This is a genomic window from Streptomyces sp. NPDC050508, from assembly GCF_040655155.1.
GTDB lineage: Bacteria > Actinomycetota > Actinomycetes > Streptomycetales > Streptomycetaceae > Streptomyces.
Window position 1 is genome coordinate 476,726 of the sequence record NZ_JBFAJJ010000003.1, and the last position, 23,597, is coordinate 500,322.

A 23,597-nucleotide genomic window follows, 5' to 3' on the forward strand; every position below is an offset into this window, starting at 1 on the left:
TCGTCGTTGCCGTCCGTCTCCCGCACCTTATCACGACAAGCTCTCATCATGAGAGTCTGCTTGCATAACGAGAGCTACCCGCCTACTGTGCTGAGGGCACAGCGCAGCGACGGACGCACAACTCGCGCCCAACACAAGGGAGTCGGCGATGAACGAGGTTTCCGTGGTCGGTCCGGACGACGGCGAGTCGATCCGCCTGGGGCCGGTCACGATGCGCATCCTGGAGGACGGCAGCACCACCGGCCACCGCCTCGGCATCGGCGAGATCACCCTCGCCCCGCACACCCAGGGCCCGCCGCAGCACCGCCACGCCCAGCACGACGAGGGCTTCTACGTCGTCTCCGGCACCGTGCACTTCACCATCGGCGAGACCGTCCACATCGCCCCGGCGGGCACCCTCGCGATGATCCCGCCCGGCGCCCCGCACACCTTCGCCAACCCTGGCGACGAACCCGCGGTGATGGTCAACACCTTCACGCCCGACCTGTTCGTGCAGTACTTCCGCGACCTGCGGGACATGATCGCCGGCGGCCGGGAGTTCAACGCCGAGTCGACGATCGAGATGATGAGCCGCTACGCCACGGTCCCCTCGACCGACTTCGTCTGAGGCACCCGGCGCCGTACGGGGCGACATCCTGTCCACTTCCTGTACGCGCGGGGTGTGCTGCGCGGCGGACAGCCCCCACCCGCACCGGTTCCGGGTCTCTCACGAACAGTGAGCGCCGGATCGCCGAACTGGCCGCCCTCGGCCGCACGAACACCGAGATCGCCGACCTGCCGCACCTCGCGCGCCGCACGGTGGAGACCCATCTCACCAGTTGCTAACGGAAGTTGGGCATCGGGCGGCGCGGCGAACTACCCGGCACGCTGGGGGCGGAGGGTGGCGGCCAACGCCCTTGAGGGAGACGTCACTTGCGCGTCCGCGCGGTCGGTGTGGGCTCGGTGCCCTCGGCGCGCACGGTGCTGTGGCCCTTCTTCTTCGCGGGGAGGTGCCGGGGCACGACGTCCTGGGGGAAGGTGAGTTGCTGGTTCATCCACTTCAGGGCGCCGGGCATCTCCCGTACCCAGGTGGGGAAGTTGTGGCTGCCCGAGTCGGGGAGGATCGACACGACGCGCATGGGCGCCTTGACGGCCTTGATGAAGGCGAGGGTCTGCGGGTAGCCGCGCTCGCCGTGCTTGCTCTCGGCGACCAGGACGGAGACCTGGGGTGCGGGCAGGTGCTTCAGCCGCCACATCAGGTCGTGCCCGTTGACCCGGTTGACGCGGCCGAGCCCGCTGCCGAAGAGGTTCCCGGTGGTGGGGTCGTCCTTGATCCGGTAGTCGGGCGAGAGGGCGGCGGCCGTCGTGTACACGTGCGGGTTGCGCATCGTCAGCTGCAGGGCACAGGTGCCGCCGGAGGAGTACCCCATGACGCCCCAGGCGCTGGCGTCGTGGCCGACCCGGTAGGCGGACTTCAGGGCCTGCGGGAGGTCCTTGGCGAGGAAGGTCTCGGTCTGCGGTCCCCCGGGGACGTTCACGCACTCGGTGTCGCGCGGCGGGGCGATCGTCGGCCGGATCATCACCATTATGGTCGGCTGCATCTGACCGCTCCGCTGCAGCTGCCCGGCGGTCTGTGACACCCGCAGGTACTGCGCGAGGTTGAAGATGCTGCCGGGGTAGCCGCTGAGGGCGACGACCACGGGGAAGCGCTGCCGCGCGTACGCCTTCTGGAAGTACTGCGGCGGCAGGTAGACGAACGCCGGGTCGACCACACCGGTGCGGCGGCCGATGACCTTCACCGACTCCACCTTCCCGTTCACCGCGGGATTGCCGGTGGGCAGTCCGCTGACCCGGTTCAACTGCTCGTCGGAGGCGGGCTGCACCAGCGCCCCCTTCACGGAGACGCCCGTCGCGCCGTCGCCGTTGTGGTCGGCCGCCTGGGTCACGCCGACGGGCGCGGTGTCGGTGTTGCCGAAGAGCTCGTCCCACGATCCGAAGAACTGGTACGAGGAGTTCAGCCAGCACGCGAATGCGGCGATAATCGTGACCTGTGTCACCCCGATGGCCGTCAGCCGCCCGAGCACCTGCCGCACCGTGGGCTTCGCCAGCCGCGGCCATACCCAGACAAGCAGCGCCACGCAGACGACGGCGACGGCCGCCATCACATAAACGGTAGTCTCGCTGGTCAAACCCATGCCACTCAGTCCCCGGTTCCTTGCCTGTGCTCGTTCCTTCACACAGAAGGAGGGCTATGGACCCTTCTGCGTTCCTCAACGAGCGCGAATAGGACAAAGAAGCGGGTCCGTCCCTGTTTCCACGGACGGACCCGTCACAGGTTTACGGCGTCGCGCCGGCGATCGGTCGAGTCGTCCGTAAGTCCGACGTAAGGTCTGGCCGTCCCCCATCGTCCGGCCCGAACCGGTAGGTTTCGCAGCGGCCCGAAGCGGTCGACTCCGGGGAGGGGAACGGCATGGCGAAGGGTGATTCCGCCTTGCGGTCCGGACCCGGCGGCAACTCGGCGGACGGGCACGGCAGATCGGGCGAGAGCAGCCGGCTGGCCGACCGGCTCGCGTCCGCCCGACTGCAGTACTTCGTCGGCAGGCGAGAGGAACTGGCCCTCTTTCGGCGGGCGTTGGCCGGAGAGCCCGGCGCCCCGATGGTCATCGTGCTGCACGGCCCGGGCGGCATGGGCAAGAGCGCGCTGCTGCAGCGCTTCGCCGCGGAGGCACGCGACGCCGGCCGGCCGGTCGTCGGCGTCGACGCCCGTACGGTCGACTTCTCTCCCGCGGCCTTCGAGGAAGCGACCGCCGAAGTGTTCGCCCAGGACAACGCTGTCCTGCTGGTCGACGACTTCGAGCGGTACCGGGACATGGAGGAGTGGATCCGCGACCGCTTCCTCCCCCGGTTGCCGGCCGGTGCCCTGGTCGTCGTCGCCGGCCGGCTCGCACCGGACCCCCTCTGGAAGGCGGACCTCGCGTGGAGCGAGGTCTTACAGGTCGTGCCGCTCAAGGAGTTGGGGCCCGCGGACTCGGCGGCCCTGCTCACGTCACAGGGCGCCGACCCCTCGCTGCACGCCGCGCTTCTCGGATTCGCCGCGGGCCATCCGCTCGCCCTACGACTGGCCGCCGAAGCCGCGACACACGACAACACCTCGACGGACGAGGTGTTCTGGGCTCCGTTGCGGGCGGTCGTCGACCGGCTGCTGACGCACATGGTGGGCAAGCCGCCGTCGTCCGCCCATCGACGGGCACTCGAAGTCTGCGGCCATGTCGTGGACACCACGGAGGAACTCCTGCGCGTGGTCCTCCCGGACGAGGACGCCACCGAACTGTTCGCCTGGCTACGGCAGTTGTCCTTCATGAAGTCGGGCCCCTTCGGGGTGTGCCCGTACGACGTCGTCCGTGACGCGCTCGACAGCGACTTCCGCTGGCGCGATCCGGAGCGGTACAAGGCCATGCACCGCACGCTGCGCCGGCACTTCGTGGAGCGCGTCCGCAACGCGCCGGAGAAGGAGGCGCTGCGGGCCGCCCGCGAGTTCAACCACATCGTCTCCAGGGCCCAGTGGCTGCGGGAGTTCCAGGGCGGCCGGGACGAAGCCGCCGTCCATGAACAGCCGATGCGGCCGGAGGACGCCCCCGCGCTGATCGACCTGACACTCAGGGTCGAGGGCGAGCACAACTCCCGTGTCGTCGCCCACTGGTTGAAGCGTCAGCCCGAGGCGTTCCACGTCCACCGGCGCTGCGACACGGGTCAACTGCTGGGATTCATCGCTTGGTTGAGGATCGACGACCTCGACGACGAGACACGGACGGTCGACCCGGTGACGGCGGAGGCATGGGAGCTGGTCTCCTCGATGACGCCCCCGCGGCAGGGCGAACACCTCGGTGTGGCCCGGTTCATGGTGCACGAGGAGAACTGTCACCGCCCCTCGCGGTCGTGGGACCTGGTGCGCATGCGGATCGTCTTCGAGCTGCTGCGCGCAAAGCACTGCGCCTGGTCCTGCGTCGTCAGCGCCGAACCGAAGTTCTGGGCGCCGCTCATGACGTACCTGGGCATGTTCCAGCCACCGCACCGAGCCGTCCGTGCCGATCGGGGCTACGGCCTGTTCTGCCACGACTGGCGGGCGGTGCGGGTGGACGAGTGGGCCGAGGGAATCGACGCCCGACTGCTCAGCGGGGCACCGGCGTTGGCGGCGAAGGAGCCCAAGTCCCGTCTCACGTCGCTGAGTCGGGAGGAGTCGGACGCCGCGGTCCGGGAGGCGCTGCGCAGTTGGCTGGACCCCGGCGGGCTCGCCGACAACCCGCTGCTGCGCAGCCGACTGGTGGAGGAGCTCAGCGAGGGCGACCCGGTGACCGCGCTGCGCGACCTGATCGGCAAGGCCGTCCAGCGCCTCAACTCCCATGCCCGCACCCGGCAGTTGCACGAGGTACTGACGATGACGTACCACTCGACGTCCACCCAGGACGCCGTGGCTCGGAGGCTGAACATGGCGTTCAGCACCTACCGCCGGCATCTGGCCCGCGCCCTGGACGAGGTGCGCGAGACGGTGTGGGACTGGGAGGTCCACGGCCGTATCAGGGCCGAACAGGAGCCGTCGCAAGGGAGTTGAGCCGGGCGGAGCGGAGCGGCACGGCAGCGACCCCCGGAGGATCACCGGGAAGCCGCCGCCTTCCGCACTGCCTACCGTGTCACTTGGCGGGCTTGTAGAACGCGTACGTCGCGGTGTACTGGACGCTGACCTGGTCCGTGCCGGTGCAGGCCGTGGTGGGAGCGACGCCGCCGCTCGTGCCGAGGCGCTGGACGTAGGAGACGTCGGCGAAGGTCCCGGTGCCACGGGTGGCGGTGGCCTTCAGCAGCAGCTCGGGGATGGTGCCGGTCTTGGGGGAGTTGGCTATCGCGGAGCCGTTGACGGCGCTGCCGTCGACCGTGGACACCCACACCGGGCCACGGGAGTGCAGGGCGACGGAACGCTTGGAACGGTCGTTCTTGGCCCACAGGGTGGCGGCGGGCTCCAGCAGCGTCCAGGCGCCGTTGGTGCAGGTGTAGGTCTGGACGCCGGCGGCGGAGAAGACGCCGGTGAGCTTGTTGCCGTCGGGGACCTTCAGCGCGTCGGGCACGGTGACGTCGAGGTGGACGGGCCGCTGCGGGGTGGCGGCCTGGCCGACGGTCGCGCTCACGAGCGTGCCGGCGGTCACGGCGGTGAGGGCCGCGGTGGTGAGGACGAGACGTTTGGCGATCTTCATCGGTGTGTCTCCAGAGCAATTTCTGAACAGGGTCGCGGGTCGGTCGCGGGTATCCGGACTTCTGGGCCGATCAGATGATCTTCGGCCCCGCTGCCGCAATGTACGGGGGAATACACGCGGCCGGGTTGCCAACTTCTGATCGACTTATGACCAGCACTGCTCACTGGACGCGTGTGTCAGCCCGCCGCCTGGAACGCCCGCCCGGCCGCGGTCGTCGTCGTACCGTCCGTGAAGAGACCACTGCTCGGCTTCGACGGGTCCGCACCCAGCCCGAACCAGGCGTAGCGCTGCACATACGACAGCCCGTCCAACGCCTTGGTGGACGCGGTCACGAAGGCGGCCTGTTGTTGCGCGGACGGGAAACGGGTCCCCTGGGAGAAGTCGATCAGCGCGTACTCGGTGAGCCAGATCGGCTTGTGATAGCGCGCGTACACGGCGGCCAGGTACGCCTTCAACTGCTCGACGGCCTGCGGGGTACGGAAGTCGCCGCCGTACCAGTGCAGCGTGATGAAGTCGACCCGGTACCCCTTCGCCCTGGCCCCGGACATGAACCGGTCCAGCCAGCCACCCGCCGTGTCCCCGCCGTAGGCGACCGCGGGGCTGCCCAGGATCTTGCCCGCCGCCATGAGCTTGGGCCACAGCTCCAGCGCCTGCTCGACCGTCATGTTCGACTGCTGCGCCATGTCCGGTTCGTTGAACCCCAGGAGATACGGCCCGTACTCCCGGGCCTGGGCCAGCGAGGAGTCGGTCACGGACTTCGCTCCCCAGATCATGGGCACGAACGACCCCGACGAGGGCGTCGTGATCCCCGAGTGCTGCGTGGACCAGGTGTAGTACCAACTCGCACCGCTCGCGGCGAGCGCCTGACTCACCCCGCCGAACGACCACACCCCGACGCCCTTCTTGGCACCGGAGGCGATGTGCGCGGGTGCGGCGGCGGTGTGCTTCGAGGGAGACGGACTCGGCTTGGCCATCGGCGTGGCGGACGGGCTCGGAGAAGCGCTCGGAGAAGCCGAGGGCGTGGGGCTCGCGGAGACGCTGACCGCCGGAGCGGGCGATGTCACAGCCGTCGTAGAAGAGGAACCCCCCGTCAGCCGTGGCGCGACCAACGCGGCCACCACGACGACGGCGACCGCCGCCGAACCACCCACGATCTGCTTGCCGCCGATACGGCCGGACCGGCGCCCGTGTCGCCGACGCGCTCCACCATGCCCTGAGGGAACGGCAGTTGGGACGGCGTCCAGGATCCGGGACACGTCGAACCGAGCCGGCACCGCCACCAGCGGCAGCCCGCTGAGCAGCCGGTCCATCGGAAGCAGCCCCTCGTCCAACCCCTGGCACACCCCACAACCACGGATGTGACGAGCAAACCGCTTACGCCACAAGGCACTTGGCGTGCCGTCCCACATGGAAGCCGTCTCGTCCAGCTCGGCACAGCGCGGCTCGGCCACCAGCGCCCGCACCACCACCCGCGAGACCTCCATCTGCTTCTTCATCCGCTGCACCCGGACGGAGGCATGCCGGTCGGACAGCCCCAACGCACCGGCGAGTTCGGCCCGTTCGAGTTCGCCGGTCTCCTCCAGCCACCACAGGGACAGCAGTTCCTGATCGTCCGGGTCGAGCCAGCGCGTGGCCTCGACGACCTCACGGCGCTGCTCGGTCAACCCCAGCCGCAGGATGGTCAGTCCGGCGAAGTCGAGCGCGGGGTCGGTGATCGCGTCCGCGTCCTCCAGCTGCGCCCTGCGGTCGCGGTCCGTGGCCCGCACCTGCTCACGGTCCCGAACCTGCCTGATCGTTATCGCCACCAGCCAGGACCGGAACGCGGAGGGGTCCCGCAGCTTCGGCAGCCCCCGCACCATGCGCAACAGCGTCTCCTGTACGACGTCATCGACATCGGCGTGACCGTTCAGGGCCCTGCCGACGATGTTGTAGACCAGCGGCAGGCACTGCGTCACCAGGTGGTCCAGGGCCGGTCGGTCCCCCGCGCAGGCGGCCGTCACCACGCCCGCGTCGGGTCCGCTTCTGGGCTTCTCGGGCATCTGGGTTCGTTCCTCCGCGTGTGGTCCGGCCGTGGCATCTCTCTGATTCGGAGACCGCTGACACGCGCAAGGACAACAGAAAACAGGACAACAAAAGAAATCAGCCGGTCGCGTCCGAATTTATGTTGTCGGGCCACCGCCGAGAAGGTCACCGATAGGCAGGACCGCATCTGGACCGCATCCGAAGAGCATCAGGAAGGCGCGAGGACGATGGCACGAGGACGCAGAAGACACGGCGCGAGCCCGGCGCGACACCGCCGACGCTGGTGGTACGTCGCGGCAGCCGCCGTCGCGACGGCCGCCACCGTGCTGATCGCCTACGGCGTGTGGACGCCGTCCGGAACGGGGAGCACCCGCACGACGGCCGACCAGGACACGGCAGCGCGCCCGGCCGTCTCCCGAGGAACGTCGCCCTCGCCGAGCCACAGCACCTCGGCCTCTCCCTCACCTTCGGCCTCCCCCAAGGCCACCGCGCCGAAGAAGAACACACCCAGGCCAACCGCCAAGGCCGCCGAACCGGCACCGGACCACCCCTCGACGGCCCCCGCCGGCAAGCGCCTCATCACGGTCGTCAACCGCACCCCGAAGACGGTCTGGGCGATAGTCACCAACACGTCCGTCTACCCGGCGGGCCGCCGACTCGCCCCGGGCCAGAGCCTGTCGGTGACGGTGGCGAACAACTGGGGCGGCCGCATCTGGGGCCGCACGGGCTGCACCGCCACGGCCGCCGGCCACTGCGCGACCGGTGACTGCACCAGCGTGTGCGAGGGCGCCAACCCGCCCACCACACTGGGTGAGTTCACGTTCGACGCGTACGCGGGGATGGACTTCTACGACGTGAGCATGGTCGACGGTTCGAACCTGCCGATGTACATCAACATCTCGCACACCACGACCGTCGACCCGGTCACTTCCTCGGGCTGCTACAAGGGCGTCTGCACCTCGGACGTCGACTGCCCCACCGCGATGCAGGCAGCGTCGGGCGGCCAGGTCGTCGGCTGCAAGCCGCCCTGCGCGGCGTTCGGCGGCGACACGTACTGCTGTCGCGGCGCCTGGGCGGGCCGCGACCACTGCGTCCCCGCGAAGTGGCCGGTCGACTACACCCAGGTCTTCAAGCGAGCGGCCCCCTACGCCTACTCGTACGCCTTCGACGACGGGGCGACGATGCCGTGCAAGGGGGCCTGCTACTACAAGATCACCTTCGGGACGACCGGCTCATGACCCGCGGTCACTCGCCTTCCGGCGTCAGCCGCAACGAGATGCTGTTGATGCAGTACCGCTGATCGGTCGGCGTCGCATACCCCTCACCTTCGAACACGTGCCCGAGATGCGACCCGCACCGAGCACACCGCACCTCGGTGCGCACCATGCCGTGCGAGCGGTCCTGGATCAGTTCGACCGCGTCGGTGTCCTTCGGGTCGTAGAAGGACGGCCAGCCGCAGTGGGACTCGAACTTCTCCGTGGAGGTGAAGAGTTCGGCGCCGCAGGCGCGACAGGAGTAGACGCCCTTCGTCTTGGTGTCGGTGTACTCACCGACGAAGGCTGGCTCCGTGCCGGCCTGCCGCAGCACCGCGTACTCGGCCGGGTTCAGCTCCGCGCGCCATTCCTCGTCCGGCTTTTCGACGTCGTACGACATGAAGCTCAGCCCCTTACTTCGCGAGACGGTCCAGGATCCGCGGGCCGAGGTCTGTCACATCGCCCGCTCCCATGGTGAGAACCAGATCACCGGGCTTCGCCATTCCCGCTACGGCCTCGGGTACGTCCGCCTTGTCGTGGACCGGGGTCACGTCGGCGCCCGCGACGCGCGCGGCCTCGATGATCAGGTCGCTGGTGACGCCGGGGATCGGGTCCTCGCGGGCCGGGTAGATGTCCAGGACCAGCGACGCGTCCGCGAGGGCGAGAGCCTGGCCCATCTCCTTGCCGAGCTCCTGGGTGCGGGAGAAGAGGTGGGGCTGGAAGACGACCAGCAGCCGCGCGGAGGAGGCCGCCGCGCGCATCGCCTCCAGGTCGGCGCTCATCTCCGTGGGGTGGTGGGCGTAGGAGTCGATCACCTGGACGCCGGCGGCCTCGCCCTTGAGCTGGAGGCGCCGCTTCACGCCCGTGTACGCGGCGAGCGCGGGCGCCAGTTCCGCCGCCGGGATGCCGAGCGCGACGCCCGCGGCGAGGGCCGCGACCGCGTTGCTGGCGTAGTGCCGGCCGGGGACCGAGACGGTGAAGGTGAGCTCCTCACCACCGAGGAGGACGGTCACCTCGCTCTTCAGGCCCTGTGCGACGACGGACAGGATGCGTACGTCGGCGTCCTCCGCCTCCCCGTACGTCACCGTCTTCAGCGAGGCCGGCGCCACCCGTCGCGTCAGCTCCCGCGCGCCCTCGTGGTCCGCCGAGATCACCAGGGTGCCGCCCGGCACGATCCGGTCGGCGAAGGTCTGGAAGGACTCGTAGATCTCTTCCATGGACGCGTAGTTGGCGTGGTGGTCGAGTTCGACGTTGAGGACGATCGCGACCTCGGGGGCGTACTTGTGGAAGCTGCGGTCCGATTCGTCCGCTTCGGCGACGAAGATCTCGCCGTCGCCGTGCAGCGCGTTCGAACCGGGGGCGTCCAGGTCGCCGCCGATCGCGTACGACGGGTCGAGACCCAGCTCGGTGAGGGACACCGCGAGCATCGACGTCGTGGTCGTCTTGCCGTGCGTGCCGGCCACGGCGATCGGGCGCAGCCCGTCCATCAGGCGGGCCAGGGCGTCCGAGCGGTGGACGACCGGGATGCCCAGCTCGGCCGCGCGCGCCAGCTCGGGGTTGTCCTTGCGGATCGCCGACGACACGACCACGGAGGTGGCGTCGTCGGCGAGGTGCTCCGCCGCGTGCCCGATGTGCACGGTGGCACCCAGGGCGCGCAGCGCGTCGGCGGTCGCGGAATCCTTGGCATCGCTGCCCGCGACCTTCGCCCCGCGCTGCGCGAGGATCTTGGCGATCCCCGACATCCCGGCCCCGCCGATGCCGATGAAGTGCGGTCGGTCCATGGCGGTGGGAAGGCCGGGTGCCATGTGTGTCTCCCTGTGCGTGCGTGCTCGTACGACTTGATCGCTGCTGGTTCGGCGGACGTTCAGCGGCAAGCCTATGCGGTGCCACTGACAATCACGGACACCCGTCGGCCGTCCCGCCGACCGCTACTCCTTGCTGTGCGAGAACAACTTCAGCACCGGTACACCGACCTTGTGACGCGCCCGCGACGCCCAGTCCCGGTGGAAGAACTCCTCCACGTAGTGGGGATCGGTCAGCACGATCACCTCGTCCGCGCCGATCTCGTCCACCAGGGTCTTCAGCGCGTCCAGCGGGTGGTCCTCGATGAGCCGCCCCTGCGCCTCGCTGCCGGCCGCGTGCAGGGCCGTCAGGGACACCTCCAGGGCCTGCGTGCCGAGTGCCGCCGCGTCCTTGCCCTCGGGGGTCTCCCGCTCGTGCGCCGCCTCGTCGAGTTCGCCGAGGGCGACGTCGTCGATGGCCCGCAGCAGGCGGTCCGCCTGGTCGCCGCGGGGCTGGAGCAACACGTGGAAGGAGACGGTCTCGTCACCGTGCAAGGTGGTGACGAACTCCACGTCGGCGGACGTAAGGGCCTTCTCGATCATCAGTACGCTTGTGAACACCAGGCGCCCCTTCTCCTTCGAGGACCCGCGGGTCCTCTCTCCTCCGTGGGCCGTCCAGGCCCTGCGGAAACCATCCTGCCCCGTGATCGCACGGGTACTGCCGGATTTAGTGTGCCCGTCGAAAGCCAAACGGAACGGATCATTCCGCCCGTTCTCAGGTCCGACGGTAGCGACCGAACAGGAACCCGGCCTCTTCCAGCAGGGACACCAGTTCGAAGTGCTGGGGAACCTTAACCGACGGCCCGCCCGCGATCCGCTGCGCCTCCCCCGCCACGAGCATCGGCGAGAGCGTCAGACACAGCTCGTCGAGCACCCCGGCGGCCACGAACTGCCCCAGCAGCCGCGGCCCGCCCTCGGTCAGCAGCCGGGTGTGCCCCAGGTCGGCGAGCGCCGCTACGGCCCGCGCGGGGTCCACTCCGGCACCGTCCCCGGCGACCACCACCCGGGCGCCCGCCTTCTCTGCGGCCACGATCCGGTCCGGCGCCGCCTGGGCGCCCGTCAGGATCAGCGTCGGCACCAGGGGTGAGGCGAAAAGCGGAAGCGCGAAGTCCAGGTCGAGGCTCGCGGTGACGACCGCGATCACGGGAGCCGGCCCCTGTCCGGCACGCGCGCGTGCCGCCGTGAACTCTTCACGCGCGCGTGCGGGCCGATAGCCCTCCTGGCGTACCGTTTCCGCACCGACGACCACGACATCGGCCAGCGCCCTCAGGGTGCCGAAGATCCGCATGTCGGCGTCACCGGAGATGGGCTGCGAGCGGCCCTCGTGCTGACCGGCCCCGTCGAGCGTGGACACCATGTTGGCGCGCAGCCAGGGGGCGCTCCCGGCGGGGTAGGCGTACGCCTCCGCCAGCTCCGAGAGCCCCCACTCCCGGTCCGTCCCACGCGCATCGGGGGCCCCGTTCGAGGCCTGGGCTGCTGTTTCATCCGTCACAGGGAACAGGCGTCGCATGTCGTGCAGTGTGGCACGGCCCTTAGAGTGGTGAACCGTGTCGTCCTCCACTGCCGCCTCCGGGATCAGCCCGATAGCAGACGCGGCCCCGCTGTCCCTGTGCGCCCGTGAGCCGTACGTCCCCGCGGACCGGCTGGTCGCCGAGATGGTGCCGCCGCCGCGCTTCGACTCGGTGCGCTTCGCCACGTACATCCCGGACCCGAACCAGCCCAGCCAGACCGAGGCGGTCGGCGTCCTGGAGACCTTCGCCGCCGGACTCGGCGGGGCACACGCCGCCGGCACCGCCAAGCGCGGCTTCCTGGGCTTCGGTAAGGGCAAGGCCGCCAAGACGCCCGCCGGCCCCCGTGGCGTCTACCTCGACGGCGGCTACGGCGTTGGCAAGACCCACCTCCTGGCCTCCCTCTGGCACGCGACCCCGGCCGAACCCTCGCTCAAGGCCTTCGGCACCTTCGTCGAGCTGACGAACCTGGTCGGCGCGCTCGGCTTCCAGAAGACCGTCCAGACCCTCTCCGGCCACCGCCTGCTGTGCATCGACGAGTTCGAACTGGACGACCCGGGCGACACCGTCCTCGTGTCGACCCTGCTCGGCAAGCTGGTCGACGCGGGCGTGGCGCTCGCCGCCACCTCCAACACCCTGCCGGGCAAGCTCGGCGAGGGCCGGTTCGCGTCCGTCGACTTCCTGCGCGAGATCCAGGGCCTGTCCGCGCACTTCCGCTCGCTGCGCATCGACGGCGACGACTACCGCCACCGCGGCCTGCCGGAGGCCCCGGCGCCGTTCTCCGACGAGCAGGTGACGAAGGCGGCGTACGCCACGGCCGGCGCCTCGTTGGACGACTTTCCGCACCTGCTGGACCACCTCGCCAAGGTCCACCCCAGCCGCTACGGCGCCCTCACCGACGACCTCAAGGCCGTCTGCCTCACCGACGTCCAGCCGATACCCGACCAGTCGACGGCGCTGCGGCTCGTCGTCCTCGCGGACCGGCTCTACGACCGTGAAGTGCCCGTCCTGGCCTCGGGGTTGCCCTTCGACCAGCTGTTCAGCGAGGAGATGCTGAACGGCGGCTACCGCAAGAAGTACTTCCGCGCGATCTCCCGGCTCACCGCGCTGGCCCGGGACGCCAAGGGCCTCGTCAAAACCGCTTAGTTCACGCCAGCCCAGGCATGCTTTTCACGCTCTCTCGCATCGGAAACGCCGCGTTAACCCTGCAAACAACTTCACTGGGCTACCGTGTTTCTTGACCAGCCATTGACCTGGCCTTGGTCCGTACTAGGAACACGAACCGGCCGGAGGGGGGCGCATGTTCCGAGGTAAGACGGCTCGGACCGTCGTCATGCTCCTCACTGTCGTCATGTTCGCCCTCCAGTTCTTCGCGTCCACGGAATCCTTCGCACCCGCGCACACAGCGCGTCATGCGGAGGCCAAAGCACAGCCCGCGCTCAAGCTCAGCGGCAAGGCCCTGCGCGCCGAGACCATCACGTTCCGCGACTGCGGCGCCGATGGGACTCCCACCGTCCCGCTGCGCCTGCGCGACCGTTACCGCTCCGCCGACTGCGGGCCCGAGACACCCGAGCGCCCGCTCCTCACAGAGGACCCGGCGGCCGTAGGCACATCAGCAGCGCCCGGCGCGGCGCGGCATCGCACATCGAGATCCTCGACAGCACACACTCCGGCGGCACTTCAGGTCTTCCGCTGCTGAGAGCTGGGCAGGCAGTCAATTCCCCCACGCACACTGTCATGCAAGCCCGACGCGCCCAGAGGGCGCGCCAGGAGGAACCAACACGCCATGCAGCCCCTCATCGACTACGCCCGTACGTTCGGACAACGCCCTGAGGAGTTCGCCAAACTCGCTGAAGGCCAGTCCCCGCAGGTGCTGTTCATCACCTGCTCCGACTCCAGGGTCGTCCCGGCCCTGATCACGGGCGCCCGCCCCGGCCAGCTCTTCGAGCTGCGCACCGCGGGCAACATCGTCCCGCCGTACGCCTCCGGCAACCCCACCAGCGAGGCGGCCACCATCGAGTACGCCGTAGAGGTGCTCGGCGTCCAGGACGTCGTCGTCTGCGGCCACTCCCACTGCGGTGCCGTCGGCGCGCTGGTGCGCGGCGACGACCTCGCCGCCGTACCGGCCGTACGCGACTGGCTCGCGCACGCCGCCGACGAGCCCGCCCCGAGCGACACGGACGACCCGACGGTCGCCCGGGCCGTGCAGAACCACGTGCTCGCCCAGTTGCTGCGGCTGCGCTCCTACCCTTGTGTGGAGCGGCGGTTGGCGGACGGACGGCTGCGGGTGCACGGCTGGTACTACGAGGTGCACACCGGTGCCGTGCTCGAACACAGCGCGGACACCGACCAGTTCGAGGCCCTGTGAGTCGCGCCATGGACCTGAAGAAGAACAAGAAGAACAAGAAGAACGACCTGAAGAAGAACAACGACACGACCAAGTTCCCTTATCTACGGCAGGACTTCGCGGCCTCGCTCGTCGTGTTCCTGGTCGCGCTCCCGCTGTGCGTGGGCGTGGCCGTGGCCTCCGGTGTACCGGCCGAACTGGGTCTGGTCACCGGCATCGTGGGCGGGCTCGTCACCGGATTCATGCGGGGCAGCAGCCTCCAGGTGTCCGGGCCCGCCGCGGGTCTGACCGTGCTGGTCTTCGAGGCGGTGCGGGAGTACGGGCTGCCCGCCCTCGGAGTGATCGTGCTCACCACCGGCGTGCTTCAAATCGCCATGGGCGTCCTGAAGTTGGGGCGCTACTTCCGGGCCATCTCGGTCTCGGTCGTCGAGGGCATGCTGGCCGGCATCGGACTGGTGCTGATCGCCGGGCAGTTGTACTCGGTGGCGGGGGCGAAGGCCCCCGCCTCGGGCCTGGACAAGATAGTCGAGCTGCCCGGCGCGCTCGTCGACGCCGTCGGGAACACGAAGGCACTGGCCTCGCTCGCGCTCGGCGCCGCCACCATCGCCGTACTGGTGCTGTGGAAGCGAATGCCGGCCAAGGTGCGTACGGTGCCGGGCCCGTTGGCCGCCGTAGGACTGGCGACGCTTGCCGCGCTCGTCTTCGGGCTGCCGGTGGCTACCGTCGAGGTGCAGGGGCTGCTCGGTTCACTCCAACCGCCGCCGCTGAGTGCGTTCGGTGAGCTGGCGCAGGTCGGTGTGCTGGGCACGATCGTCGCGTTCACGTTGATCGCGTCCGCGGAGTCGCTGTTCAGCGCGGCGGCCGTCGACCGGCTGCACTCCGGTCAACGCACCGAGTACGACAAGGAGTTGGTGGCGCAGGGCGCGGGCAACGCGCTGTGCGGGATGCTCGGCGCGCTGCCGATGACCGCGGTGATCGTGCGCAGCGCGGCGAACGTGCAGGCGGGCGCGCGGACGAAGGCGTCCCGGGTGCTGCACGGCGTATGGCTGCTGCTGTTCGCGGCGCTGCTGCCGAACGTCCTGGCGTACATCCCGATCCCGGCCCTGGCGGGCATCCTGGTGCACGCCGGCGCCAAGCTGATCCCCGTACGGGAGATCGTGTCGCTGTGGCGCGAGCACCGGGGCGAGGCGCTGATCCTGGTCGTCACGGCCCTGTCGATCGTCGCGGTCAGCATGTTCGAGGGCGTCCTCATCGGCCTCGCGCTGGCCGTCGCGAAGACGGCGTGGGAGGCCTCGCACATCAAGCTGGAGGTCGTCGACAAGGGCGCCGGCCCGGTGCAGGCGTATCTGTCGGGCAACGCGACCTTCCTACGGTTGCCGAAGATCCTCGACAGTCTGGAGGCGCTCCCCCAGGACCGGCCGATCGAACTGCACCTCTCCGGTCTGCACCACCTGGACCACGCCTGCCGTACGGCCCTGGAGAACTGGGCCGAGCGGCACAGCGCGGCCGGTACCGAGCCGGTGAAGGTCAACGCGCGATAACCGCGTCGGCACCTGCCCGGTGTCTGCTCCGAGGGTGATCGTGGCCCCGGAGCGGGCACCGGGCATACCCTTGCAGGAGCAGACAGAACGGCCTCTCGACGAGGGGGTCAGGATGCTCCAGGAACTGCTGGTGGCGGGCGCGGCGACCGGTTCCGCGTGCGTGGTGTACGTCGCTGCGGCGGCCAGGGTCGTCAAGCAGTACGAACGCGGGGTGGTGTTCCGTCTCGGGCGGGTGGCCGGCGAGGTGCGGGCACCCGGGTTCACCATGGTCGTCCCGTTCGTGGACAAGCTCCGCAAGGTCAACATGCAGATCGTGACGATGCCGATCCCCGCACAGGAGGGCATCACCCGTGACAACGTGACCGTCCGGGTGGACGCGGTCGTCTACTTCAAGGTCGTCAACGCGGCCGACGCGATCATCACGGTCGAGGACTACCGCTTCGCGGTCTCGCAGATGGCGCAGACCTCGCTGCGGTCGATCATCGGCAAGAGCGACCTCGACGACCTGCTCTCCAACCGCGAAAAGCTCAACCAGGGCCTGGAGTTGATGATCGACAGCCCCTCCGTCGGCTGGGGCGTGCAGATCGACCGCGTCGAGATCAAGGACGTGTCCCTCCCCGAGACCATGAAGCGCTCGATGGCCCGCCAGGCCGAGGCCGACCGCGAGCGGCGGGCCCGGATCATCAACGCGGACGCCGAGTTGCAGGCCTCGAAGAAACTCGCCGAGGCCGCCGGGGTGATGTCCGAACAGCCCGCCGCGCTCCAACTCCGCCTGCTGCAAACGGTGGTGGCGGTCGCGGCCGAGAAGAACTCGACCCTGGTGCTGCCCTTCCCGGTCGAACTGCTGCGCTTCCTGGAACGGGCGCAGCCACAGCCCCCTCCCCCTCCGGCCGTGGAGAAGTAGCCCGACCGGCGGTCACGGTCGCTGACTGGCGGGCCCCGCCCTCGCGCCGCACGATCGAGGGACCCGACCGGAAGGGACGCCCATGGCCAAGAAGGGCTCGAAGCGCGAGGACCGCAAGAAGAGCAAGGCACCCGCCCTCGGCGAGCTGCTGCGCATCCCCGCCGCCAAGCCGGTCGACCTCTCCTCCTACGACCCGGCGGGCACCCCCGCCGGCCCGGCCGACAAGGCGACCGGCCTGAAGGACACCGCCCGGATGGGCGAACACCTCGCCGACCTGCAGGAACGCCTGTGGGCCGCGAGTACGGCAGGCGACGGGCGACGCCTACTCCTGGTCCTCCAGGGCATGGACACCAGCGGCAAGGGCGGCACGGTCAAACACGTCATCGGCCTGTTCAACCCCTCCGGCTGCCGGATCAGCGCCTTCAAGGCACCCACACCGGAGGAGCGTAAACACGACTTCCTCTGGCGCATCAAACGCGCCCTCCCGCACCCCGGCGAGATCGGCATCTTCGACCGCTCCCACTACGAGGACGTCCTCATCGCCCGAGTCCGCGAACTCGCCCCGCACCGCGAGATCAACGACCGCTACGGCCGTATCAACCGCTTCGAGAAGTCCCTGGCCGACGACGGCGTGACGGTCGTCAAGTGCTTCCTCCACATCTCCTACGACCAACAACGCCGCCGCCTGCTCGAACGGCTCGACAACCCGGACAAGCACTGGAAGTTCAACCCCGGAGACATCGAGGAACGCGCACTGTGGCCCGCCTACCAGCAGGCGTACGAGATCGCCCTCGCCCGCTGCTCGACGCCGGAGGCCCCCTGGTACCTGATCCCCGCCGACCGCAAGTGGTACCGCAACTGGGCGATCAGCCGGCTGCTCCTGGACCACCTGACGGCACTGGATCCGCAGTACCCGAAGGCGGACTTCGACGTGGAGGCGTGCCGGGAACGGCTGCCGGCCTCGGACTGACCGCTCACCCCGTGTCATTGACCGAATAATTAGTTTTATCCTTCTATGTTCCTACGGTGACCATTCGAGTACGACGAGTCGCCGCCGCCTGTGCACTCGGCGCCGCGCTCACTGCCTGCGGGGCCCCCTCGGCGCCCCACGCCACCCGTCCGGCGCCGACCGCGCCCACCGCCGCGCCCTCGCGGCCTCCCACCCTCGCCCCCGGCCCGGCCGGCCTGACCCCCGTCTTCAAGAACGGTCCGCGGGCGGACGGCAAGACCGTCGCGCTGACCTTCGACGCCGACATGACCGCCGACGAGGGGCCGCGCGCGGCGGCGGGCGAGCACTTCGACAATCCGCAGCTCATCGCTACGCTGCGCAGGCTGAAGGTGCCGGCGACCGTGTTCATGACCGGCCGGTGGGCCGACGAGTATCCGGCCGAGGCTCGCGCCATCGGACGCGACCCGCAGTTCGAGATCGCCAACCACTCCTACAGCCACTACGCCTTCACCGGTGACTGCTACGGCCTGCCGACCGTGGCCCCGGACCGGATGAAGGCGGATGTGGAGCGGGCGTACACGGCCTTCAAGAAGGCGGGCGTGCCGAACGCGATGCCGTACTTCCGCTTCCCCGGCGGGTGTTACGACCGGAAGGCGCTGAAGACGCTGAGCGCGGTCGGTGTCACGGCGGTGCAGTGGGACGTGGTGAGTGGCGACGCGTTCGCGACGGACTCCGATGCCGTGGCCCAGCAGGTGCTGGAGGGTGTGAAGCCCGGGTCGGTCGTCGTGATGCACTGCACGCGCAGCGCCGCCCCGGCAACCGAGCGGGCCGTCCGCGTGATCGTGCCCGAGCTGCGGAAGAAGGGGTACCGGTTCGTGAAGGTCTCCGAGCTGATCGGGGCGGCGGACCGGCACCATTGAGCACCCTGCACTCCTCGTACGCTGGTCGTATGAGCGACGAAGAGCCGGCGCCGGCGTACGCGGAGTGTGTGCTGTGCCAGGAGCCGACCGAGTACCCGGAGTCGCACAAGGGGATCACGCTGTGCCCCGTGTGCGAGTGGCAGGAGGCGCAGCGCACCGCCTGTTCAGGCTGAGCGGCGGGAGGTGAGGGCGCAGGTCACGGCGGTCACGGCCGCCGTGACCAGGGCGGCCCCGGCCAGGGGCAGCAGCGGGTGCGGGTTCGTTGGGGCTGGTCGCGCAGTTCCCCGCGCCCCTGGGGAGATCCTCTGAGAGGTGCTTCCAGGGACCCGTTCTCCGCCTGGCAGACTGGAGCGTGTGACCAGTGATTCCACCGTTTCCGGCGACAATGCCGACCCCTTCCTCAACGAGCCCACCACGCGCGACGAGGCTCCTCAGTTCGTGTTGCCCCTGGTTGTGCGGATCGAGCGGGATGCTCCCCCGGCCCGTACGGACGCGCTGGAGACTGCCGCCCGGGCCGTGCTGACAATCCTCAGCGATGAGCGGGCCGTCGGGGACGGCGAGTGGGCGCAGGTCATGCGGGACTGGCAGGACGCGCGGATCCGGAAGGTGGTGCGGCGGGCGCGCGGGGCCGAGTGGCGGCGGGCCGAGGCGCTGCCGGGCATCAAGGTGACCGGGAAGTCGGCGGAGGTACGGGTCTTCCCGCCCGTCCCGCTCGACGGCTGGCCCAAGGACCTGGCCCGGCTCCAGGTGTCCGGCACCGACCTCGACGATCCCGAGCCGCCGGCCGACGCGGACCCGACGGCACCGGTGCTCTGGCTGAACCCCGACCTCGACATGTCCGCCGGCAAGACGATGGCCCAGACGGGCCACGGCGCCCAACTCGCCTGGTGGGAACTGTCGGACGAGGACCGCACCGCCTGGCGCCAGGCGGGCTTCCCCCTCTCCGTCCGCACCGCCGACCCCGCCCGGTGGCCCGAACTCACCGGCAGCGGGCTGCCGTTGGTCCGGGACGCGGGCTTCACGGAGATCGCGCCGGGCTCGGCGACCGTCGTGGCGGAGCATCCGGCGCTGGGGCACCGGGGCTGAAGCGCCGGCACCGACTGGTGCGGAAGGCGTACGGCCGTGTCAGCGGGCTGTACGGCCGGGGCGACGGCCGGTCCGCGGACATCGTGCCGCCCGATCGTCGACCGCTTCGGTACCGAGCGCGCCGCGACAGTCGCGGTGCCGAACACGTACCGGGTGCGCCACGCCGTCCGTCACCCCGTATGCGCCCGCTCAACTCGGCGCCGCCGCCACCTCCTCCTCGCCCTCGGGTGCCGCCTGTGTCGCCCGGGACCTGGCGTCGTGGCGGTCCAGTCGGCTCAGTACCGGAACCGTCATGATCGTGGTGACCAGGGCGACGAGGACGAGCGCCGTGAACAGTTCCTCGCTGACGATGCCGGCCGACAGCCCGATGTTGAGCGCGATCAGCTGCATCAGGCCGCGGGCGTTCATCAGGGCGCCGACCCGGACGGCCACCGGGCCGGGTTCGCCGCGCAGCCGGGCGGCGGCCCAGCAGCCGCCGAACTTGCCGACCACCGCCACGACGACCGCGGCCGCACCGAACACCAGCACGGACGGGTCGGAGAAGACGTCGAACCGGGTGTTCAGGCCGGAGTAGGTGAAGAACATCGGCACGAACACCACCTGGGTCACGGACCGGGTGGTCCGCACCAGCCGTTCGGACGCCTCGCCGCGCGGCATGGCCATCCCCACGCAGAACGCCCCGAACACGGAGTACAGGCCGCTGATGTCGGTGAACCAGGCCGCGCAGAACAGCACGGCGACCGTGCAGAGGAGACGGGTGTCGTCGCCGAGGCCCGGACGGTTCACGATCCAGGCCAGCAGGCGGCGCCCCAGCAGGAGCAGTACGGCCACGAACAGCAGGGTGCCGCCGACGGCCTCCAGGATGGGCTTCGCCTTGCCCGAGGCCGCGCTCAGCACCCCTGCCAGCATGATCCAGGCGACGGCGTCGTCCGTGGCCCCGGACGCCAGGGCCAGCGAGCCGAACCGCGATCCGGCCAGCCCGCGTTCGGTGATGATCCGGGCCAGCATCGGGAAGGCCGTGATCGCCAGGGCGACGCCGACGAACGCCGCCGTCACCCAGACCGAGACCCCGTCGACGAAGATGCCGACATGGCCGTGGGCCACGAGGGTCAGTCCCACGCCGAGTGTCAGCGGGATCGCCACCCCGGCCGAGGAGACGGCGACGGCGGTGCCGGCCAGGCCGCGTCCGGCGTGTGCCCGGAACTCGTAGCCGGCGCCGAACATCAGGGCCACCAGACCTATCTGGCCGGCCACGTACAGCACCGGCTTCAGCTCGGGCGGGAAGACGTGGGCGGAGGCCCCCGGGGCGACCAGCCCGAACAGGGAGGGGCCGAGCAGTACCCCGGCGATCATCTCGCCGACCACGGGCGGCTGGCCGAAGCGGCCGGCCAGCAGGACGACCAGACGGCAGGTCAGCAGAATCACGACGACGGCCAGGAAGAAGACGGGAGCGAGCTCCACGGGAGTCATGGTCTCGTTCCTCTCAACGGCCGGCGGGGACGGAGGGGGCGGGGCCGCCGGACGAGGCGGCGAAATAGTTCCGGCACAGTCCCTGGCGTCGGGCGTCCCACACCATGTAGCTGCCGAGGACGAGTTGGACGAGGCTGCGCCAGACGCCCTCCCAACTGTCGGCGAGGCGCATCACCGCGAGCCGGGTTCGGCTGCGGGCCGCACCGGGCTCGGTGCGCGGGACGAGCAGGCAGGGACCGCGGCTGGGGAGCGAACGGGTGTGTTCCACCGAGGAGTCGAGTCGGAAGCGGCGCAGGACCTCCTCCGCCGCGACCCGCATGGTGAGGACGGCGAAACCGCGCGCCGGGCAGGGGCGGTTGGCGGTCACCCCGAACGGGATGAAGGCGGACGGCCTGGTGTCCGGGTCCATCCACCGGTCCGGGTCGAACGCGTCACCTCCGGACCCCTGGTACTCGGGGTAGTTGAACAGCAGGACCGAACCCGCCGGGATGGGATCGCGCCCGTCCCTGGGGATCTCCCCCGAGGTGATCCGGTGGGCCACGCCGAAGAGCGGGAAGTGTTGCAGCGTCTCGTTGATCACCCGGTCGAGGAGGTCCGGGTCCTCCTCTCCCGCCGCCAGACGATCCTGCACCGGCTGGTGGGTGGCCAGGGCCAGCAACAGATGGGCCATCGCCTCCGACATCTGCACGACAGCGGTGTTGAAGAACGTGCCCTGCAGGTAGTACGCCTGCTCCCGCTGGGTGAGCGTGGCCGGCAGCGGCACGGGCGGCGGATCGTGCGCGAGCCGGTCCCTCAGGTGGGCGGTGAGGCGCGCCCGGCGGTCCATGTGCCGCAGACCGGTGCACTTCAGGGCGGTGACCACGTCGTCCGCGTTGCCGGTGATCAGGTCCCGGACGTGACGCGGGCAGGGGGCGCGGAAGACCACCTCGTAGTAGACCTCGGCCCAGACGGGCATCATCAGATCGCGCAGTCTGACCCGGTGCACGCGCGCGTGACCGTCGAGTTCGTCGAGCACCCGGCGGGTGCAGCGGCCGACCAGTTCCGTCCACTGCTCACGGGACAGTCCGGCCAGGATCTGCCGGGTGGTCCGGGCCACGTCGTCGTAGCGCGGTCCGGGTTCCAGGTGCTCCTGGTGCACTTCGGGGCCCGGCGACAGCCAGTACCAGAACAGGTCGGACAGCGCGGCGCCCCGGCTGCGACCGTTGGCCGCCGGATGTCCGTACACCTTCTTGAACTCCTCGGCGGGCACCTCCCGGCCCGGTGCCCGGATGCCTTCCTCGCCGCCCACGCGGGCGAAGATGCGGACCCGCAGTGCGATCACCGTCCTGGGCAGCCAGTACGGCAGACCGGCGACCAGGACCACGACCGCGCCGGTGATCAGCCATCCGGTGGGGCTCACGCGACCACCCCGCCGAATCGTCGGTCCGCCCCGGGCGTCAGGGCGGGACCGGGGATCGGACCCCACGCGGGCACCCGGACCAGATCGGGTGTCAGGTCGGCCAGCCCCGATGCGCCGCACAGGGCCAGGGTGTCGTCGAGTTCGTCGCGCAACAGATCGAGGAGACGCCGTACGCCCTTCTCTCCACCCTCGGCGAGCGCCCACATCACAGGACGGCCGATGCCCACCGCGGACGCGCCGAGCGCCAGCGCCTTGACCGCGTCGGTGCCGCGCCGTACGCCTCCGTCCAGCACGACCGGGATGCGGCCCCCGACGGCGGCGAGGATCTCGGGCAGCAGCTCCAACGTGGCGGGGACGGTGTCGAGTTGACGGCCTCCGTGGTTCGAGAGCAACAGCCCGTCGACGCCGTGCCGGACCGCGAGCCGGGCGTCCTCGGGGTGCAGGACGCCCTTGAGCAGGACGGGCAGCGAGGTGATGCCGCGCAGCCAGTCGATGTGCTCCCAGTTCAGCTCCGGGGACATGGCGATCTGCCGTACGTGGCCGCGCTCGCCGTCGCGCAGGTCCACCAGGTTCTCGCAGCGCAGGCCGGGCGGGAGGTCGTGGAAGCCGTTGCGCCGGTTGCGTTCGCCCGCGCCCAGCACCGGGGAGTCCACCGTGATCACCAGCGCGGTGCATCCCGCGTTGGTGGCCCGCCGTACCAGTGCCTCGGTGATCTCCAGATCGGGCTGGATGTAGAGCTGGAACCACAGCGGCACGTCGTCGTCGCCGGCCGCGCGGGCCGCGTCGGCGATCTCGCCCACCGCCACCGTGGACGCCATGGCCACGATCATGATGGCGCCGGCGGCGGCCGCTGCCCGAGCGGTCGCCAACTCCCCCTCCGGATCGACCAGTTTGTGAAACGCGGTCGGGGAGATCAGGACCGGCAGGCTCGCCCGGCTGCCGAGCAGACTGATGCCCAACTCCCGTACGGCACTGCCCCGCAGCACCCGGGGCAGCAACTGCAGCCGCCCGAACGCCGCCTCGTTTGCCCGTACGGTGATCTCGTCACGTGCCCCGCCGGCGATGAAGTCGGCGTACACGGGGTCCAGTTCGGCGCGTGCCGCGGTCTCGAAGTCGTGGACGGTGTACTGCACGC

At 70.2% G+C, this 23,597-nt stretch carries 22 protein-coding genes and 1 pseudogene; 13 read left to right on the plus strand and 10 right to left on the minus strand.

What is annotated here, in order from left to right; all coding sequences use genetic code 11:
• Positions 1–148: 148 nt before the first annotated feature.
• Positions 149–607, plus strand: a complete 459-nt coding sequence (locus AB0I69_RS11580) for a cupin domain-containing protein (protein WP_363095394.1) — start codon at positions 149–151, stop codon at positions 605–607.
• Positions 608–666: 59 nt separating this feature from the next.
• Positions 667–900 (plus strand): annotated as a pseudogene (locus AB0I69_RS11585) (helix-turn-helix transcriptional regulator); the annotation flags it as partial.
• 8 nt (positions 901–908) lie between these two features.
• Here AB0I69_RS11585 and AB0I69_RS11590 read toward each other — a convergent pair.
• Positions 909–2,174 (minus strand): alpha/beta hydrolase-fold protein, encoded by a 1,266-nt coding sequence (locus tag AB0I69_RS11590; RefSeq protein ID WP_363095395.1) that lies wholly within the window; start codon positions 2,172–2,174, stop codon positions 909–911.
• A 275-nt stretch (positions 2,175–2,449) separates the two neighbouring features.
• Between AB0I69_RS11590 and AB0I69_RS11595 the strand changes: the two genes are divergently transcribed.
• Complete coding sequence (locus AB0I69_RS11595; RefSeq protein WP_363095396.1) at positions 2,450–4,588, plus strand: ATP-binding protein; 2,139 nt, start codon at positions 2,450–2,452, stop codon at positions 4,586–4,588.
• Positions 4,589–4,667: 79 nt separating this feature from the next.
• Here the strand turns inward: AB0I69_RS11595 and AB0I69_RS11600 are convergent, their stop codons facing one another.
• The gene (locus tag AB0I69_RS11600; protein WP_363095397.1) at positions 4,668–5,222 is read right to left on the minus strand and encodes a DUF3455 domain-containing protein; all 555 of its coding nucleotides are present in this window, start codon (positions 5,220–5,222) and stop codon (positions 4,668–4,670) included.
• A 176-nt stretch (positions 5,223–5,398) separates the two neighbouring features.
• Positions 5,399–7,261 (minus strand): sigma-70 family RNA polymerase sigma factor, encoded by a 1,863-nt coding sequence (locus AB0I69_RS11605; RefSeq protein ID WP_363095398.1) that lies wholly within the window; start codon positions 7,259–7,261, stop codon positions 5,399–5,401.
• 210 nt (positions 7,262–7,471) lie between these two features.
• Between AB0I69_RS11605 and AB0I69_RS11610 the strand changes: the two genes are divergently transcribed.
• Positions 7,472–8,482 (plus strand): thaumatin family protein, encoded by a 1,011-nt coding sequence (locus AB0I69_RS11610; protein ID WP_363095399.1) that lies wholly within the window; start codon positions 7,472–7,474, stop codon positions 8,480–8,482.
• Positions 8,483–8,489: 7 nt separating this feature from the next.
• Here AB0I69_RS11610 and msrB read toward each other — a convergent pair whose 3' ends face one another.
• The 4 genes from msrB to AB0I69_RS11630 all read right to left on the minus strand — a co-directional run bounded on the left by msrB (position 8,490) and on the right by AB0I69_RS11630 (position 11,848).
• Positions 8,490–8,897, minus strand: coding sequence for a peptide-methionine (R)-S-oxide reductase MsrB (gene msrB, locus AB0I69_RS11615; RefSeq protein ID WP_363095400.1), 408 nt, complete (start codon positions 8,895–8,897; stop codon positions 8,490–8,492).
• A gap of 13 nt (positions 8,898–8,910) precedes the next feature.
• Positions 8,911–10,302: a UDP-N-acetylmuramate--L-alanine ligase gene (gene murC / locus AB0I69_RS11620; protein ID WP_363095401.1), complete on the minus strand. Its 1,392-nt coding sequence runs from the start codon at positions 10,300–10,302 to the stop codon at positions 8,911–8,913.
• A gap of 123 nt (positions 10,303–10,425) precedes the next feature.
• The gene (locus tag AB0I69_RS11625; protein WP_327400594.1) at positions 10,426–10,899 is read right to left on the minus strand and encodes an indole-3-glycerol phosphate synthase; all 474 of its coding nucleotides are present in this window, start codon (positions 10,897–10,899) and stop codon (positions 10,426–10,428) included.
• A 154-nt stretch (positions 10,900–11,053) separates the two neighbouring features.
• Entirely contained in the window at positions 11,054–11,848 is a 795-nt protein-coding gene (locus AB0I69_RS11630; protein ID WP_363095402.1) for a pyrimidine reductase family protein, read from the minus strand.
• 37 nt (positions 11,849–11,885) lie between these two features.
• On the opposite strand from AB0I69_RS11630, the gene zapE reads away from it, so the two are divergent.
• From zapE to AB0I69_RS11675, 9 genes are all read left to right on the plus strand, one after another.
• Positions 11,886–12,992 (plus strand): cell division protein ZapE, encoded by a 1,107-nt coding sequence (gene zapE / locus AB0I69_RS11635; protein ID WP_363095403.1) that lies wholly within the window; start codon positions 11,886–11,888, stop codon positions 12,990–12,992.
• 154 nt (positions 12,993–13,146) lie between these two features.
• A complete protein-coding gene (locus AB0I69_RS11640; protein ID WP_363095404.1) occupies positions 13,147–13,545 on the plus strand; it encodes a hypothetical protein in 399 nt (132 codons plus the stop codon).
• 87 nt (positions 13,546–13,632) lie between these two features.
• Positions 13,633–14,214, plus strand: coding sequence for a carbonic anhydrase (locus AB0I69_RS11645; protein ID WP_363095405.1), 582 nt, complete (start codon positions 13,633–13,635; stop codon positions 14,212–14,214).
• An 8-nt stretch (positions 14,215–14,222) separates the two neighbouring features.
• Complete coding sequence (locus tag AB0I69_RS11650) at positions 14,223–15,734, plus strand: SulP family inorganic anion transporter (RefSeq protein ID WP_363095406.1); 1,512 nt, start codon at positions 14,223–14,225, stop codon at positions 15,732–15,734.
• Between the two features lie 112 nt (positions 15,735–15,846).
• Complete coding sequence (locus tag AB0I69_RS11655; protein ID WP_363095407.1) at positions 15,847–16,638, plus strand: slipin family protein; 792 nt, start codon at positions 15,847–15,849, stop codon at positions 16,636–16,638.
• 82 nt (positions 16,639–16,720) lie between these two features.
• On the plus strand, positions 16,721–17,608 hold the full coding sequence (locus tag AB0I69_RS11660) for a PPK2 family polyphosphate kinase (RefSeq protein ID WP_363095408.1): 888 nt from the start codon (positions 16,721–16,723) through the stop codon (positions 17,606–17,608).
• A gap of 56 nt (positions 17,609–17,664) precedes the next feature.
• Positions 17,665–18,507: a polysaccharide deacetylase family protein gene (locus tag AB0I69_RS11665; protein ID WP_363095409.1), complete on the plus strand. Its 843-nt coding sequence runs from the start codon at positions 17,665–17,667 to the stop codon at positions 18,505–18,507.
• 29 nt (positions 18,508–18,536) lie between these two features.
• On the plus strand, positions 18,537–18,680 hold the full coding sequence (locus AB0I69_RS11670; RefSeq protein ID WP_363095410.1) for a hypothetical protein: 144 nt from the start codon (positions 18,537–18,539) through the stop codon (positions 18,678–18,680).
• A 181-nt stretch (positions 18,681–18,861) separates the two neighbouring features.
• Entirely contained in the window at positions 18,862–19,593 is a 732-nt protein-coding gene (locus AB0I69_RS11675; protein ID WP_363095411.1) for an aminoacyl-tRNA hydrolase, read from the plus strand.
• Between the two features lie 189 nt (positions 19,594–19,782).
• Here the strand turns inward: AB0I69_RS11675 and AB0I69_RS11680 are convergent, their stop codons facing one another.
• Genes AB0I69_RS11680 through AB0I69_RS11690 form a run of 3 tightly spaced genes read right to left on the minus strand, consistent with a single transcriptional unit; the run spans position 19,783 to position 23,595 of the window.
• Complete coding sequence (locus AB0I69_RS11680) at positions 19,783–21,063, minus strand: cation:proton antiporter (RefSeq protein WP_363095412.1); 1,281 nt, start codon at positions 21,061–21,063, stop codon at positions 19,783–19,785.
• 13 nt (positions 21,064–21,076) lie between these two features.
• The gene (locus AB0I69_RS11685; RefSeq protein WP_363095413.1) at positions 21,077–22,462 is read right to left on the minus strand and encodes a cytochrome P450; all 1,386 of its coding nucleotides are present in this window, start codon (positions 22,460–22,462) and stop codon (positions 21,077–21,079) included.
• Complete coding sequence (locus AB0I69_RS11690; protein WP_363095414.1) at positions 22,459–23,595, minus strand: alpha-hydroxy acid oxidase; 1,137 nt, start codon at positions 23,593–23,595, stop codon at positions 22,459–22,461. Before AB0I69_RS11690 ends, AB0I69_RS11685 begins: the two co-directional genes overlap by 4 nt.
• Between the last annotated feature and the right edge of the window lie 2 nt (positions 23,596–23,597).